Origin of the sequence: Tardiphaga sp. OK246, assembly GCF_900188215.1 — a bacterium.
Lineage (GTDB): Bacteria > Pseudomonadota > Alphaproteobacteria > Rhizobiales > Xanthobacteraceae > Tardiphaga > Tardiphaga robiniae.
Map to the genome: position 1 here is coordinate 388314 of NZ_FZOX01000005.1, position 15996 is coordinate 404309.

Sequence of the window (15996 nt, forward strand, 5' to 3'; positions counted from 1 at the left end):
GAACCTGCCACGTCAGCGCCACGATGTCATCGTCGGGTCTCGCGGCAGCCGGCGGCTTCGGCCTCTTCTTTAGAGCAAAACCAGCGTGTTCCCTTGCTGATCCGCATGCTGATCTTGGCATACCAGCGGCTTTCGGGCGTGTGGTAGATGCAGACGCCGGCCCGGTTGACGTTGCCCTTGATCCGGCAGGCCGGCGATGGCGCCACGTGGCCGGATGCCGAGGCCAGCAGGATCGGCAAGGCATCCTCCGGAGGCTTGATCGAGCCGAGAATGGTGGTTTTCTTGTTGCGTACGCGCCAGTCCCAGGGCGCAAAGAACGCGCCAGCCCAAAGTCCGGCCTTGGCCTCACGTGCGGCTTTCTCGTCGGCATCATAGGCATGGGAGAAGCGCACATAGGAAAGCGCCCAGCCGCTCTTCACCATCCATTGGCTGATGTCTTCGCCGTCCACCTCGCATTTGGCGACCGAGCGACCGAAGCGATCGGTCCGTAGCACGTGGCAGGTCCAGCTCTTGTCGCCGACATGTTCAACAAGCGCTTCATGGGCCGCGACGCCGCAGGTCCAGCGCTCGCCGGCGGCATTCAGGCACAACTGATCGAGGCCGGGCGAGTCCATTCCGGCGAGCCGGATGCGGGTCGCGCCAATGGTCATCTGGTCGCCATCGCGGATCTTCGGCACCCCGGTCACGTCGGCGGCCTGTGCCAGTGCGGGAATGCAAAGCATCGCGATGAAAAGAGAGAAGGTGCGGAACATGCGCATCGAACCGTTTGATTGCAAAATCATGACGACAATCCGGAGACAGTGCGGGCATTTCGCCGTGCATGCCAGCGCGGTCGCTCCTTCATACCTTCAACTTCGCGCGATGAACTATGCCGCGTGGCCATTCATCATTCTCCGCCGCGCCAGCGCGAGACCCATCAGCACGAAGGCTGAGGTCACTTCGGGACCGCCGACGAGAATCCGTGTCGGCGTTTTCATCTTGTTCCATTCATAGGCCTTGAACGGACCCTTGCGGCCGCCTTCGCCTGTTGCCGTGATGATGCAGCGCAGCGCAGGTGCGAAATGCGCGAGCTCACCGCCGAGATGTCCGAGCGCGATCAGTGCGAGTGCCGCATCGAAAGTATTCATCTCGCGCGCAATCAACTCATCCTGCACATAAGCGAGAACACGCAGGCGAATGAAGTCGAACGTGCCGTCGGTATCGATGGCCTGTTGTGTCTCGGCCGGCAATTCACGGAAAGCCGCATAGCAGCGGCCGAAATAGGCGCTATAGAGCTCCGGCAGATAGTAGATGTGCGATTTCGGATCGGCGAAGGCGCCGGATGCCACAAGGCGGCGCTGGAAGCCGATGATCCGCTGCATCGTTTCCAGACGTGTCGGCGTCTCCATCACCTTCCAGCGGACGAGATTCCGGAACGAGACTTCGAGCACGTCGAGATTGAGCGTCGGATCGAGATCGTTGCCATAGGGCCGTTCGCCCGCGAGATTGTCGATCCAGGTGACGATGGCGCCGTCATAGTCGATATGGTCGTTGAGCGGCACGGTGACCATCGGTTCGTTGCTGCCGTTGCCGACCTGATAGCCGGCATAGAAGTCGAGCAGGGGCTGATCGAGGATCGTGTCGGTCGAGCCGGCCTGTGTGGCGGCAGAGAAGGAGCAGGCGGTGGTGTCGCAGTCCGGCACATAGATGCCGAAACCGAGGTCCTGCTTGATCTGCGCGAACAGCCGGCTGAAGCGCGGATGCGGCGGCGGTGCCAGCGCCGTGATAACGTTCACACTCGTTCCGTCATGCGAGCGGACTTCCTCGCGGCTGGTGACCAGGCAGAATTCAACCATCGCATCGATGGCGCGGCGCGAGGATGTCGTCTGGTCCGGCGACGGCAGTCCGGTTTCGCCGAAGCTGAGCAGCGCCTCGGTGAAGAAGGCGTCGTAATAGGCGGAGCGATGCCGGATCTGCACCGGCTCCCACATGGGTTCGGCAATTCCGGTCCATGGCGGATTGATGAGTTCTCCGGCCGGTGAGCGTGCGATGAAGATGCGCGCGAGGGTGAACAGCAGCGTCGAATTCTTGTAGCCGCGCGAATTGAGGCCTGTCAGGGCCATCAGGAAATCGCGGCCATGCATGTCGGGATCGCCGATCAGGTTGAACGCCGCGTAAGTAGGAATGAAGCCGTTGCGGTCGAACGAGCGCAACAGATGCGTGCCGCAGGCCTTGATGACATGGTCGATCTCGCCCAGTGACGGTGCCTGCGCTGACGCCGTCACGGGCTTCGGCTCTGCATGGCTCAATGTGACCGTGTCGAGCAGCTCGGCGATGGGCTGGCCGATGGCTTCCCAATCGGGGTTCTCGTCGTCGCGCGCCGCTCTCAGGGCCTGCTGTAAGGCTTTGAACCGGGAGGGATCGCGCAACTCGGGCAGGCCGGCGCGGCAGAGCAACGGACGAAGCGCGGCATTGCCAAGCGCGGTTTTGTAGAACTTGACGATATGGGCGTCGCCGCCGGTGTGCTTGTGGAATAGGGGATCGCAGAGGTCGTAAAGCGACGGGCCGACCTTGCTCGCTGTCAGCGCGCGGTATGCGGCGCCGGCAAAATAAGTCACACCCATGAGGTTTCTTTCAGTGCCGCCCCCTGCGCACGCCTCGAAAACCGCCCGCCGCTGCTGCGGCGCAATCGCCTCCCGACACCTGCAAGCCTTTGAAAAATTGCACGAATCGGTCGAGATTACAATTGCGTGAAGCGCAAGCCCGTTCAAGACCTTAGCCTGGTCAGTCAGTAACCCTGTCTTAAATCCCGGCCTTTACCGGTTGCCCGGGTGGGCTCGACGGGTTAACAACCAGTTTGCTGCGATGCCGCAAATTGAGCGCATTTAATACTCATTGGTTTGGCATCCCTTCAAACCTATTTCGACGTTCGCGCGACCCACGGTTGCGCCTGAACGATGAGCAGGAATGACGTTATGAACGTACGGCAGTTTCGCGTATCCCGTCGCTCGATCACTGTGGCCGCAGCTTTTGTCGGCCTGGTGTCGCTGGTGCTTGGCGCCAATGCCGCGCTGAACAAGCGCTCGCTGGAAGCCGCACAGGCCGAGACGGTGACCGGGACGATCAATCCCGTGACGAAGGCGTCGCGCATCGCGCTGGTGATCGGCAACGGTCATTACCCCGACGCCGGCGCGCCGCTGAGCCAGCCGATCAATGATGCACGTGCCATGACGAGCGCACTCCGCCGCGACGGTTTCGACGTCGATGTGGTGGAAGACGCGACCCGCGATGACATGACCCGCGCTGTCGAGCGCCTGAAGGCCAAGATCAAGCCCGAAACCGTTGTGATGCTGTATTTCGGTGGCTATGGCGTCCAGGTTGGCCGCCAGAGCTACATGATCCCGGTCGATGCTGCGATCTGGAAAGAGCGTGACATCCGTCGCGATGGCATGAGCGTCGAGGCCGTTCTCGATATCATGAAGGAGCAGGGTGCCCAGGCCAAACTGGTCGTGCTGGATGCGTCCCGCCGCAATCCCTATGAGCGCCGCTTCCGCGGTTACTCCCGTGGTCTCGCGCCGATCGATGTTCCTGAGAATGCGCTGATCCTGACCTCGGCGACGCCGGGCAAGGTTGCCGACGATGTGGATGGTCAGAACAGCCTGCTCGCAACCGAATTGCTGAAGAACATGAAGGCCAAGCCGGCGAGTGCCGAGTCCGTCTTCACCAACACCCGCGTTGCGGTTACCCGCGCGACCGCCGGCGAGCAGGTTCCTGCCGTGTCGTCGTCGCTGGTTGAGGACATCCTGCTCGGCGATAGCGCAACGGCCAAAGCCGGCAGCTAAGTCTTCCCATCGCGTTTACTTGTTAGCGTCTGCGCTGGCCATCACCGGCCGAACCGGGTCGCCTTCGCGCAGCAACGCGCCCGCGCGCGCGACAATCACATCGCCATCGCTCAAACCTTCGCGTACCTCCACGCGTCCGCCTGACATCAGCCCGATCTCGACGCGGCGCGTCTCGATGCGCTGCCGCCGGACCACCTGCACGACGGTCCCGCCGGCACTGTAGAGAACGGCGGTCAATGGCACCGCGACGCCGCAGCTTTCGCCTGTCTTGATGATGGCACGCGCGTAGGAATTGCTCATCAGCCGCCGGGCCGAGGTGATCGAGACCACGACCTGGCCGAGCTGGCTATTGGGTTCCACGGTAGAGGCGACGCGTTTCACTTTACCGTCCAGCTCTCCAGCGCCGATCACCTTGACCTTGACCGGCTGATCGACTTTCAGCTTCGGCAGGTCGCGCGTCGGTACCTGGCCGATGAATTCGAACTCGCTCCGCGCGATGATGCTGAAGAGCGCTTCGCCCTTGGCCGATGCGAGTGATCCGACCACGGCGGACGAGGCGCTGACCAATCCTGCGACCGTCGCTTGAACCTGGAGCGATCCGCCTTCCGGTGGCGTCAGGCGTGCGAGGATCTGGCCCGCGGTGACGTTCTCGCCGGCATCGACCATGACCTCTGCGACCTTGAGGCCCGGACGATCCGGACGGATCGATACTTCCTCGCGCGGGATCAGGATGCCGGAGACTTCGACCGTGGCGGAGAAGCAGGACTTCGCGGCGGTCAGTACGGTCACTGCTGCACCCTTCGGGGCATCAGCAGGATCGTCGGCGGCCAGAGCCGGCTGCGTGAACACGTATAGCGACAACGCGACCAGCAATCTGGCCCATGTGGTGGTTCGCTTGGAAGAGGCGACGGACGGGGTCATTGCATTTGCCTATTTGTGCGGGACGGCGGGCGGTTGACCGTTTTGCGGGTCTTCCTCGCCGCTCGACACCAGCAGCTTGCGCCCGAAGCGCCATGCCAATTGTCCGACATCGTCCATCATCATGAACATCGCCGGCACGAACAGCAGCGACAGCGCCGTCGAGAAGATCAGTCCGCCAATGATAGCAAGCGCCATCGGCGAGCGGAACTCGCCGCCGGCGCCGAAGGCCAGTGCGGACGGCATCATGCCAGCGACCATGGCAACGGTGGTCATCACGATCGGCCGCGCGCGCTTCATGCCGGCATCGATGATCGCGACCTCGCGCGGTTTACCTTCGCGAATGGCTTCCACTGCAAATTCCACCAGCATGATCGCGTTCTTGGTGACGATGCCCATCAGCATCAGGATGCCGATCCAGACAGGCGTCGTGAGTTGCTTTCCAGTCAACAGCAGCGCCAGGATCGCGCCGCCGATGGATAGGGGCAGTGAGAACAGGATGGTGATCGGCTGCAGGAACGTGCCGAACAGCAGCACCAGCACGGCATAGACCATCATCAGGCCTGCCGAGATCGCGGTGGCGAAACCATCTGCGAGTTCGTTCAGGCTTTCGGCATCGCCGGACTGCTTGACGCTGACATTCTTCGGCAGGCTCTTCATGACCGGCAGTTCGTAGATCTTCTTCAGGGCATCGCCGAGCGCGGCGGTGCCCACGAGATCCGCGGCCACGGTGGCCTGACGTTCTCTGTCGTAGCGGTTGATGCTGGTCGGTCCCTGATCGAGCTTGATGTCAGCAACGACGGATAGCGGCACGCCGCCGCGCCCGCCGCCAAGCGGTACCCGCAATTGTTCGAGGATCTGGAAGTCGGCGCGTGCCGTGTCTTCGAGCTGCACGCGGATCGGCACCAGGCGATCGCCGGCATCGAATTTCGCCAGGGCCGGGCCGACGTCGCCGATGGTGGCGACGCGGATCGTCTCCGACAGACTCTCGGTGGAGACGCCGAGCCTTGCCGCGAGATCGGCGCGCGGCTGCACGCGCAGCTCAGGACGATCCAACGAGGTTTCCGAGATCACGTTGGAGATCAGCGGAATGCGCTTCATCTGCGTCGCCAGTTCGCTGGCGACATTGGCGACGATATTGCTGTCGGTGCCGGTCACCACCAGCGAGATGGCGCGCAGCCCGTTTTCGTCGAGGAACCAGTAACGGATATCCGGAACGCTTTCGAGTTCCTTGCTGATATCGAGTTCGAGTAGTCGCTGTGTATGTGCGCTGTCGCGTTCGCTCTTTGGGGTGTAGTTGATGATCAGAGCTGCGCGCCGCACTTCATAGGTGCCGGGCGGGACGTGACCGCCATCGACGAACACGCTCTTCACCTCAGGTCGCTTGCGGAGCCGCGCGACGATGTCTTCTGTGACTTTCTCGGTGTAAGCGAGCTGCGATCCCGGTGGCAATTCCATCGCCATCAGCGAACGCGCGGTGTCCTGGGCCGGCAGGAAGCCCTGCGGCAGCAGCTGGATGCTCCAGATCGACAGTGCGAAGACGGCGAGACCGAACAGAACCGTCACGTAGTAGCGCTTCACCGACAGGGTCACGAGCTTGTTATAGGCTTGCAGCAGGCGCCCCGGCGGCGGGTCGTCGTGCTTGTGATCCTTGAGGAAGTAGGCGGCCAGCACGGGCGTGACAAAGCGCGCTGCCAATAGTGAAAAGAATACCTGCACCGAGACGGTGATGCCGAACTGCTTGAAGAATTGTCCGGCGATGCCCGACATGAAGCTCGCCGGCGCAAAGATCGCGATAATGGTCAGGCTGATGGCGATCACGGCGAGGCCGATTTCGTCGGCCGCTTCCAGCGCGGCGCGATAAGGCGACTTGCCCATCCGCATATGCCGCACGATGTTTTCGATCTCGACGATGGCGTCGTCGACGAGAATGCCTGTCGACAGCGTGATGGCGAGGAAGCTCACGAGGTTGAGCGAGAAGCCGAGCAGGTCCATCGCCCAGAAGGCCGGGAAGATCGACAGCGGCAGCGAGATCGCCGCGATGACCGTGGCGCGCAGATCGCGCAGGAAGAAGAACACCACGATGACGGCAAGCGCCGCGCCTTCGAACAGCGTCGAGATTGCAGCTTCGTAATTGCCCTTGGTGAAGTCGACCGACGTATCGATCAGCTTCAGGTCGACATCGGGATAGGACGCCTTCAGCGCATCGATACGTTTCTGTACGGCCGCGGCGACCACCACATCGCTGGCGCCCTTGGAGCGCTTGATGCCCAGCGCCACCACTGGTTCGCCGTTGAAGCGCGCAAAGGTGCGGCGGTCGGCGATAGTGTCGGTGACCGTGCCGAGATCTTCGAGCCGCACTTCGCCGCCGGACGGCAGGCTGATCATGGTGCCGGCGAGTTCGTTCAGCGTCTTGGCGCCCGCCAGTGTCCGGATCGCCTGATCGTTCTTGCCGATTTCGGCGCGGCCGCCGGCGAGGTCCACATTGGTGCCGCGCAGACGTCTGGATACATCGACGGCGGTAAGGCCTGCGGCCTGCAAGCGATCGGGATCGAGCGAGACGAGGATTTCGCGCTCGACGCCGCCGATGCGCTCGACCTGCGCGACGTTGCGCACGCCCTGCAACGCGCGCTTGACCACGTCATCGACGAACCACGACAGTTGCTCCGGCGTCTTGCCCGGCGAGATCGCGGCGTAGGTCACGATCGGCAGGCCGATTACGTCGACGCGCTGGATCAGCGGTTCGTTGACATTCTGGGGGAGGTTGGCGCGCACGCGCGTCACGGCGTCCTTGACGTCGTTCAGCGCGCGGTCGGTATTGGTTTCCAGCGCGAATTGCACCGTCGTGACCGACAGGCCGTCAGTGATCGACGACGAGATGTGGCGCACGCCTTCGACGCCGGAGACGCCGTCCTCGATGGTCTTGGTGACCTGCGCTTCAAGTTCCGCGGGCGCCGCGCCGAATTGCGAGACTGCGACCGAGATCACCGGAATGTCTGCGCTCGGTAGCCGCGTGATCGCCAGCTTGGTGAAGCTGATCCAGCCGAGTACCAGAAGAATGATCGAGAAGACGATGGACGGGAGCGGATGGCGGATCGACCATGCCGAGATATTCATTGCCATTAACGCACCCGCGATCGATCGAGGTCATCGGCGAACATGGTCTGGACCTTGTCGCCGTCATGAAGTGATGTGCCGGCATCGGCGACGACGATGTCGCCCACCTCGACGCCTTCAAGAATTTCCGTCGACGTATCGGACACCAGCCCGACTTTTACCCGTCGGGTCTCGATGGTGTTGCCCTTCACGAGCTGCACCATGAAGTGTTCGATCGCCGAGCGCGGGATCGCGACGCCGCAGCTGCGCTTGGCGTCGATGCTGGCGCGGGCGAAGACGCCGACCTTGAGCGACGGGTTGCTGGCCAGTGACAGCCGGACATGGCCCAGCTGCGTCACGCGGTCGATCTGTGGCGACACCAGCCGCACCTTGCCGAAAATATCGGGCTGATCGTCGCGGCTGATCCGCGCCGTGACGCCGGGGTTGAGCTTGAGGATATGGATGCTCGGCACTTCTGCATCGAGCTCGAGTTCGTTGTTGATGGCGATCCTGAACATCGGCCCGGCCTGCGGCGAGGCCGGTGCGCCGACGATGGTGTTCACGGAGGTAATCAGACCTGCCGCGGGAGCGCGCAGCGTCACAGGATTCGGGCGTGCATTGCCTGCTGTCGGCGGCGGTATCAGCCGGGCCAGTTCCTGGTTCTCGGTGACGCTGTCGCCTTCGCGGACCAGCACTTCGGAGACCTTTGAACCTTCGGTATCCACGCCGACAACGGCCTCGCGGCGCGGAACCACGAAGCCGGTCACCCGCACGAGATCGGAGAAGCAGGCATTGGTGGCCTTGGCGACGATCACCATGGCGCCATTCGGCGAGGCGGAGCCGGCAGGTGCGGGTTCAGCGGCGAAGCCGATAGAGGTGGTTGCGACCATGGTGGCCGCTAGCGACAGATATGCGAGAGAGGGGGAGAAGCAGGCAAAAGCCTTCATTGCGAGATCGATCCACTTGGTATTACGGAGCACCAGGGGCATTCGATCGGTGCGGCGGCAGGTCGGGGCAATCTATACAGGATATCCGCGATCACCACAGCAAACAGCGTCCCGCGTGGCGCGGAACGCTGTGGTGCGGCAATCCGCAGCAAGCTCAGAGGTACCACCGAGCCTATTGGGATGCGGTGGTCTTGTTCGCCATATTCACCACCTGAACGCGGCGGTTCGACGGATCGGTCGGCGCAACGCCGGCCTTCGGCTTGCCCTTGCCATAGCCGACGGTGACGAGGTCGGCGCCGGCGATGCCGTATTTGTCCGTCAGATAGCGCTTGATGGCGTCGGCGCGGCGCTCGGACAGGTCCTGGTTGTATTCTTCGCCGCCGACCGCGTCGGTATGGCCGGCGACCACGAAGGTCGCGCCCTTGAGGTCTTCGCTGCTCAGCGCCTTGCCGAGGGCCTGCACCGAGGACAGCGACTTCTTGCTGATATTCGCCGAATTGTAGTCGAAGGTAATTTCCAGATCGATGGCCGGCTTGGTCTGGGCGACGGCGGCGATCTGCTCGCGCTCGCCGATCGACAGCGACCGCGTGCTGCGATTGCGAAGGGAGTCGACGAACTTGCCTTCGGCGGCATTGACGGCCGGCTCGGCCGGCGGCGTCATCGACAGACCGCGGGTCAGCGGCTTCTTCGGCGCCAATGCACGCAGGATCTGGTCGGAGGTCACTTCCTCAGCCGCTGCGGCGATGCCTGCGGTCAGCGACAGGGCGACGCTGATCATGGCGATCGTGCGAAGTGCCTTGAAGCCAGGGCGCGCGGATGTGTTCGACATGGGTGCATCCTTCATTTAGTCGCGCGAAACGCGCTTGAATCAAATCCAGCAAAATCTGGTGCCGGATCGCTTCAGGATGGCTTCCGGCTTGCCATCAATAGTGTCCGCTCGCGCGCCGCAGGTTCAAACCGGGCTTGCGACTTTCCTACGATTTTCTTGCGACTTTCCTGCGAAATCCTGCCGACCTCTGGGAATCATCGGATGGCGTGTTATCGCGCTGTCCTATCGAACGCCGTTCTATCGAACGCCGTAGCCGGCAAATTCCTTGACGATGTCCGGGTCCATGGCCTTGGCATTGGTGATGTCGAGATCGCCTTCAGCCGTCTGGCCAAGGCGATGTTTGGCCAGACCGCGGCCATAGAGCGATGAGGTCAGCTGTGGATTGATCTTCAGCGCAGCGTCGAAATCCGCAATGGCATTCTTACTCTGGCCGTTCTTGAGATTGACCAGGCCGCGGCTGTCCAGCGCATCGACGAAATTCGGGCGCAGGCGCAGCGCTTCGTTGCAGTCCTTGAGCGCGGCGGCGAGGTCACCGGTCACGGTGCGTGCCCAGCAACGATTGTTGTAGGCCTCGACATCCTTGGGATTCAGTTTGATCGTGGCGTCGAAATCCTTGATCGCAGCGGAATAGGCACCCTTGCTGGCATAGACCTGGCCACGGCGATACAGCGCGCCGGCGTCTTCCGGATTATCGGTCAGCTTGACGTTCAGCGATTTGACGGTCGGATCCTCCGCCAGCGCCAGCAGGATCTTGTTTTCGTCACGGGGCGCTTCAGCGGCGACGGCGGGAGCAGGAGTCGGTGCCGCGGCCGGCGCAGGCGCTGCTGCTGGAGCCGCCGGCGTGGGTGCAGCGGGCACAGGTGCTGCAGGTGCGGCGACGACTTCCGGCTTGGCCACAGCAGCGGGGCGCGGTGTCGCAGCCGGCGCCGGATCGGCCGGTTTGGCTTCTGCCACAGCGGCTGACGCCGGGCGCGTTCCCGCAATGAAAGAGAAGTCCTCTGCCAGCGACGACGAAATCCACGGCACCTGCTCGCTGCGCGACGCGCGGGTGACGTTGACGCGGGTCCGGTTCAGCGTCTGCTCGGCGGTGAGATCTGGAACCCGGATTTCCTTGAGCAGCTCACTGACGAACAACCCGTGATCGCCGCCGCCATCGCTGACGACCGAGCTCAGCGCCGCTGAATACATCACAAGCGTGCCGCTCGGTGCGATCACCGGAGCGAGCCCGGCGGAGAAGCTGCGGAACCGGCGCTCGAACGGATTGCGGCGGGATGCGTCCAAAAGCGCAATCTTGACGCCGGCGCCGCGGCCGTTGATCTCGCCCAGCACGGTCTCGAGGCTGAAGCCGTCGCGGCGCACGTCGGGCTCGGTCCAGATCTGGGCATCGACCGGGATCATGTAACTCTGGCGCGCGGACTGGATGCCGAAGCCGCTGAAGAACACCAGGGCGACCGAGCCGGGCTTCACCTTGCCGTAGAATTTGTCGAGCGCCCGGCGCATACCGTCGCCGCCGAGATTTTCCCCGGTATCGACCTCAAATCCGTCACGCTTCAATTCGGCGGCGACGTCGCGGGCGTCGTTGATGGGCTCCTTGAGCGGTGTCTCGGCGTCCGGATATTTCGCATTGCCGATCACTAGTGCGATCCGGTGGGTCCGATCTTCCGCGGCGGAGGCCTGCCAGATGGGTGTGGCGGCAAGCGTCAGGAGAGCGATCAGAGCAATGCGCATTTTCATAATGAAACCGGTCCACACTTGAGGGCGCTGTCCAAGCTGTGGCTTGCGCCGCAGCGACACTAATCCACGCCATTCGCATTATCAAACCGGCGTGATCGCGGCTGTCAACGTGCAGTGTGGGCGGCAGCTGTCGCCTCAATTCACCACGCGTCCGGCGTTGTCGCTACAGTCGCGGTTCGCGGTCATTCCGGTGGCTGGAACGGTTTGACCTTTCCCGGCAGCAATGGCTTGTTGCGCATAACAACGACCACGAACGGGACGGGACGAATGAGCGTGACTTACGAAATCTATGCGATCCGCTATGCCACGATGACGCCGCGGACGCCGCAGATGAATTATCTCGCACCCGATCCCCATGAGACCGCAGCGGCCGATCTCGATTATTTCGTCTGGCTGATCCGCGGCGGTGGCCGCGACATTCTTGTCGATACCGGCTTCAACGAAGCCGCCTCGAAGGAGCGCAGCCGCAAGCTCACGATCAATCCCATCGACGCGCTGGCCGATTTCGGCGCTCGCGCGGCGGACATCCGCGACGTCATCGTCACGCATCTGCATTACGACCATGCCGGCAATCTCGATCGTCTCCCCAATGCCAGGTTCCATCTGCAGGACCGCGAGATGAGCTATGCGACGGGTCGCTGCATGTGCAACGGGCTGCTGCGGCATCCGTTCTCGGCGGAAGACGTCACCTTGATGGTGCGTCACGTGTTCAATGAGCGCGTCACGTTCCACAATGGCGATGGCGAGGTTGCTCCGGGCGTCACGCTGCACCGCGTCGGTGGCCATTCAGATGGTTTGCAGATCGTGCGCGTGCAGACCGCGCGGGGGCCCGTTGTGCTGGCATCAGACGCCTCGCATTATTACGGCAATATGCAGCGCCGCAGCCCGTTTCCGATTGTCTACAATATCGGTGACATGTGCGACGGCTGGACCACCTGCGAGCGCCTTGCCGGCCACCCCGATCGCATCATTCCCGGCCATGATCCGCTGGTGCGTGAGCTCTATCCGCGCGTCGAGGGCAGCAAGGCCGATGCCTATGCGCTGCACGAGATGCCATCGCGCTCCTTTGTGAAAGACTAATCGCTCAATAGGCGCCGGCCTTTTGCCCATGCCGCGTCTGCACGAGGTCGAGGCTACGCTCGATCTTGCCGAGTGCGGCGGCGAAGTCCTTGCGCTCCTGCGCCGTCAGGCATGACAGGATGTCGCGCTCTTTGCTTAGCAGGCGCGGGATCAGTTCTTCATAGAGCGCTGTGCCTTTCGCGGAGAGACGCAGTTCGAAGGCGCGGCGGTCGTCTTCGTTTTCGACCCGTTCGATGAGTTCGCGGTCCAGCAGGGCCGTCACCGCCCGGCTGATGGTGGATTTGTGGGTGCGCGTGCATTGCGAAATGAACTGCGCGCTGCAGGCGTCGTCGCGAAAGCCCAGCGTGGCGATGACGCGCCATTCCGGAATGTCGAGCCCATAGCGTACCTGATATTCGTCGGACAGTGCGGCGCTGACCTCCGCGGCCAGCCGGTTGAGCCGGAACGGAACGAACTGAAACAGGTCGAATTTTGCCACGGAGCCACCAATTCTGCTGTTGACGCCGCCACGGGTCCGGCGTTTAGATGGTTGCAAATGAGACTATCTTAGAGGGAGTGCGATCCGTTGGCCAGACCAGCGTTGATCCGAAAATACATCCGGTTGCAGGGCGGGGTCTGAGCCATGGCGCAGCATGTCCGCCAGTTTGCCTATCGCCGCCATGCCGATCAGGCACGCCCTGCCGTTGATGCAGCGTGTCATCCCGTTGTGATCGTCGGCGCCGGGCCGGTGGGTCTATCGCTGGCCATCGATCTGGCGCAGCGGGGCCAGCGCGTGGTGCTGCTCGACGACGCCGATCGCATCGGCGACGGCTCGCGCGCCATCTGTTTCTCGAAGCGCTCGCTCGAATATTGGGATCGTCTCGGCGTCGCCCATCGCATGATCGACAAGGGCGTGGTGTGGAAGGTCGGCAAGATCTTTCTCGGACCGGACATGCTGTATCAGTTCGATCTGCTGCCCGAGACCGGCCACAAGATGCCGGCCTTCATCAACCTGCAGCAATATTACGCTGAATCCTTTCTGGTCGATCGCGTGCATCAATTGCCGGAGATCGATCTGCGCTGGCGCAACAAGGTCATCGCGCTGGCGCAGCATAACGATCACGCCGAACTCACTATCGAGACGCCCGAAGGGCCATACGCGCTGCGCGCTGACTATGTCGTCGCCTGCGATGGTGCGCGGTCAGGGCTGCGCGGCATGGTTGGCGCGGACTTTTCCGGCGAGGTGTTCGAGGATCAGTTCCTGATCGCCGACGTCAAGATGACCGCGGAATTCCCGACCGAGCGCTGGTTCTGGTTCGATCCACCATTCCATTCCGGCCAGTCCGCGCTGCTGCATCGCCAGCCCGACGATGTCTGGCGTATCGATCTGCAGCTCGGGCCGGATGCAGACCCCGCCGAGGAGCGGCGGCCGGAGAAGGTGCGTCCGCGCATCGCGCGCATGCTCGGCCACGACGATTTCGATTTCGAGTGGATCTCGGTCTACAAGTTCCAGTGCCGCCGCATGCAACGCTTCCTGCACGAGCGCGTGATCTTTGCCGGCGATGCCGCGCATCAGGTATCGCCGTTCGGTGCAAGAGGCGCCAATTCCGGCCTCGAAGACGCCGAGAACATCGCATGGAAGCTGGCGATGGTGCTGGCGGGCGACGCGCCGGCATCGCTGCTGGTGAGTTATGATGCCGAGCGTGGTCCGGCCGCTGACGAGAACATCCGCGCCTCGACCCATGCGACGGATTTCATCGCGCCGCATTCGAAGCAGGAGCAGCGCATGCGGCAGGCAATACTGTCGCTCGCCAGGGAAGCCGATTTCGCCAAGCGGATGATCAATGGCGGGCGACTGTCCGTGCCGTCGGTCTATCAGACGCCGCTCTCGACGGCCGACAGCGACGACTGGTCGGTCGGTCCTCAGCCGGGCGCGCATATGCCGGACGCGCCGCTCGCGACTGACGACGGCGCACATGTATTTCTCTCGGAATGTTTCGCGGGGGCGGGTCGCGGTTTCACCGTATTGCACTCGGATGGTCAGGCGATCGAACTGCCCAAGGGCGTGGCCCGTCTGGTCGTCGGCGATGATGCGGCGCTCCGCGACGAGACCGGACTGTTCAAGGCACGCTACGGCGCCGATCCGGGTGCCGCCTATCTGCTGCGGCCCGATGGTTATGTCGCGGCGCGTTTCCGGCATCCAACGCCGCAGGCGATCAAGGCCGCGGTCGCGCGTGCCTGCGGGAGGCCGTCATGACGGCACTATCCACGACGTCCAACTTCGCCAGTCCCGACGACGCCTATCGTGCGATCGTCGAGGCGCATCGCGGATTGACCGACGATCAAAGCGCGGCGCTCGATACGGCACTCGTGCTGATCCTCGCCAATCATATCGGCGATGCCGCTGTGCTCGGTGACGCGATAGCGCTGGCGAAGCGGCGGCTGCCGAATGTGAGGGACGAGAAATGACAAAACTCGTCATTCCGGGGCGAGGGCGGCGTCAGCCGCACGCGAACCCGGAATCTCGATATGTTCAACGCGCAACCATTTCGGGATTCCGGGTCTGCACTACGTCGGCTCTGCCGACTTACGTGCATCCCGGAATGACGGTTTGAGATTCAAGAAGGAAAAGAACGAATGACCAAGGGTTTCGCATCCACGACCGACATGACCGAGAAGAAGGTCACCTTCTCGGAGATCGGTACCGATCTCTATGCCTTTACGGCCGAGGGCGATCCGAACTCGGCGGTCATCGTCGGCGATGACGGTTGCATCGTGTTCGACGCGCAGGCGACGCCGGCGATGGCCAACAAGGTGATCGAGCGGGTGCGAACCGTCACCGACAAGCCGATCAAATATGTCGTGCTGTCGCATTATCATGCGGTGCGTGTGCTCGGCGCGTCCGCCTACAAGGCGCAGGGCGTCGTCGCGTCGCAGGAAACCTATCGGCTGGTGGAAGAGCGCGGCCAGCAGGACTGGGATTCCGAGTTCGGGCGTTTCCCGCGTCTGTTCCAGGATGCCGAGAGCATTCCCGGCCTGACCTGGCCGACGCTCACTTTCGAGGGCGAGATGTCGATCTTCCTCGGCAAGCGCGAGGTGCGCCTGATGCAGCTTGGCGCCGGTCATACGTCGGGCGATATCGTCGCCTGGGTGCCGGATGCCGAAGTCATGTTCTCAGGCGATCTCATCGAATATCACTCGGCCTGCTATTGCGGCGATGCGCTGCTGCGCGAATGGCCATCGACGCTCAACGAGATTCGTGCGTTCAACCCGAAGGCGATTGCGCCGGGCCGCGGCGATGCCCTGAAAGGGCTGGAGACGACCCGCGAGGCGATCGCGATGACGCGTGATTTCGTGATGTCGCTCTACGGCGCGGCGGAGATGTCGGTCGCCAAGGGACGCAGCCTGAAGGAAACCATGGCGGCGACCCGTGACGTCATGGACAAGAAGTTTTCGAGCTTTGCGATCTACGAGCACTGCCTGCCGTTCAATGTGTCGCGTGCCTTCGATGAAGCCTCGGGAATCGACGACCCCGTGATCTGGACCGACAAGCGCGACCGCGAAATGTGGGCCGCGCTCCAAGGAGGATGAG

13 protein-coding genes are annotated in these 15996 nt (G+C 62.9%); 5 read left to right on the forward strand and 8 right to left on the reverse strand.

Annotated elements, in window-relative coordinates:
* Positions 1–26: 26 nt before the first annotated feature.
* Both CHC01_RS23245 and CHC01_RS23250 read right to left on the reverse strand, forming a co-directional pair.
* Positions 27–752, reverse strand: a complete 726-nt coding sequence (locus CHC01_RS23245; protein ID WP_089266918.1) for a thermonuclease family protein — start codon at positions 750–752, stop codon at positions 27–29.
* 114 nt (positions 753–866) lie between these two features.
* On the reverse strand, positions 867–2603 hold the full coding sequence (locus CHC01_RS23250) for a hypothetical protein (RefSeq protein ID WP_089266720.1): 1737 nt from the start codon (positions 2601–2603) through the stop codon (positions 867–869).
* A gap of 351 nt (positions 2604–2954) precedes the next feature.
* On the opposite strand from CHC01_RS23250, the gene CHC01_RS23255 reads away from it, so the two are divergent.
* The gene (locus CHC01_RS23255; RefSeq protein ID WP_089266722.1) at positions 2955–3821 is read left to right on the forward strand and encodes a caspase family protein; all 867 of its coding nucleotides are present in this window, start codon (positions 2955–2957) and stop codon (positions 3819–3821) included.
* Between the two features lie 15 nt (positions 3822–3836).
* Here the strand turns inward: CHC01_RS23255 and CHC01_RS23260 are convergent, their stop codons facing one another.
* The 5 genes from CHC01_RS23260 to CHC01_RS23280 form a co-directional block, all read right to left on the reverse strand.
* Positions 3837–4742, reverse strand: a complete 906-nt coding sequence (locus CHC01_RS23260) for an efflux RND transporter periplasmic adaptor subunit (protein ID WP_089266723.1) — start codon at positions 4740–4742, stop codon at positions 3837–3839.
* A 9-nt stretch (positions 4743–4751) separates the two neighbouring features.
* Positions 4752–7862: an efflux RND transporter permease subunit gene (locus CHC01_RS23265; RefSeq protein WP_089266725.1), complete on the reverse strand. Its 3111-nt coding sequence runs from the start codon at positions 7860–7862 to the stop codon at positions 4752–4754.
* Complete coding sequence (locus CHC01_RS23270) at positions 7862–8725, reverse strand: efflux RND transporter periplasmic adaptor subunit (protein WP_089266919.1); 864 nt, start codon at positions 8723–8725, stop codon at positions 7862–7864. The genes CHC01_RS23265 and CHC01_RS23270 overlap by 1 nt, the downstream gene beginning before the upstream one ends.
* A gap of 229 nt (positions 8726–8954) precedes the next feature.
* Complete coding sequence (locus tag CHC01_RS23275; protein WP_089266920.1) at positions 8955–9611, reverse strand: OmpA family protein; 657 nt, start codon at positions 9609–9611, stop codon at positions 8955–8957.
* 237 nt (positions 9612–9848) lie between these two features.
* Positions 9849–11345 carry a caspase family protein gene (locus tag CHC01_RS23280; protein WP_089266726.1) on the reverse strand — a complete coding sequence of 499 codons (1497 nt, stop codon included), beginning with the start codon at positions 11343–11345 and terminating at the stop codon, positions 9849–9851.
* A 267-nt stretch (positions 11346–11612) separates the two neighbouring features.
* Here CHC01_RS23280 and CHC01_RS23285 point away from each other — a divergent pair, with 267 nt between their 5' ends.
* On the forward strand, positions 11613–12425 hold the full coding sequence (locus tag CHC01_RS23285; protein WP_089266728.1) for an N-acyl homoserine lactonase family protein: 813 nt from the start codon (positions 11613–11615) through the stop codon (positions 12423–12425).
* A gap of 4 nt (positions 12426–12429) precedes the next feature.
* Here the strand turns inward: CHC01_RS23285 and CHC01_RS23290 are convergent, their stop codons facing one another.
* Positions 12430–12903 (reverse strand): MarR family winged helix-turn-helix transcriptional regulator, encoded by a 474-nt coding sequence (locus CHC01_RS23290; protein WP_089266730.1) that lies wholly within the window; start codon positions 12901–12903, stop codon positions 12430–12432.
* 144 nt (positions 12904–13047) lie between these two features.
* Here CHC01_RS23290 and CHC01_RS23295 point away from each other — a divergent pair, with 144 nt between their 5' ends.
* The 3 genes from CHC01_RS23295 to CHC01_RS23305 all read left to right on the forward strand — a co-directional run bounded on the left by CHC01_RS23295 (position 13048) and on the right by CHC01_RS23305 (position 15995).
* Positions 13048–14661, forward strand: a complete 1614-nt coding sequence (locus CHC01_RS23295) for an FAD-dependent oxidoreductase (protein WP_089266731.1) — start codon at positions 13048–13050, stop codon at positions 14659–14661.
* Positions 14658–14873: a DUF2783 domain-containing protein gene (locus CHC01_RS23300; RefSeq protein ID WP_089266733.1), complete on the forward strand. Its 216-nt coding sequence runs from the start codon at positions 14658–14660 to the stop codon at positions 14871–14873. Before CHC01_RS23295 ends, CHC01_RS23300 begins: the two co-directional genes overlap by 4 nt.
* Positions 14874–15041: 168 nt before the next feature.
* Positions 15042–15995, forward strand: coding sequence for an MBL fold metallo-hydrolase (locus tag CHC01_RS23305; RefSeq protein ID WP_089266735.1), 954 nt, complete (start codon positions 15042–15044; stop codon positions 15993–15995).
* The last annotated feature ends 1 nt before the right edge of the window (position 15996 follow it).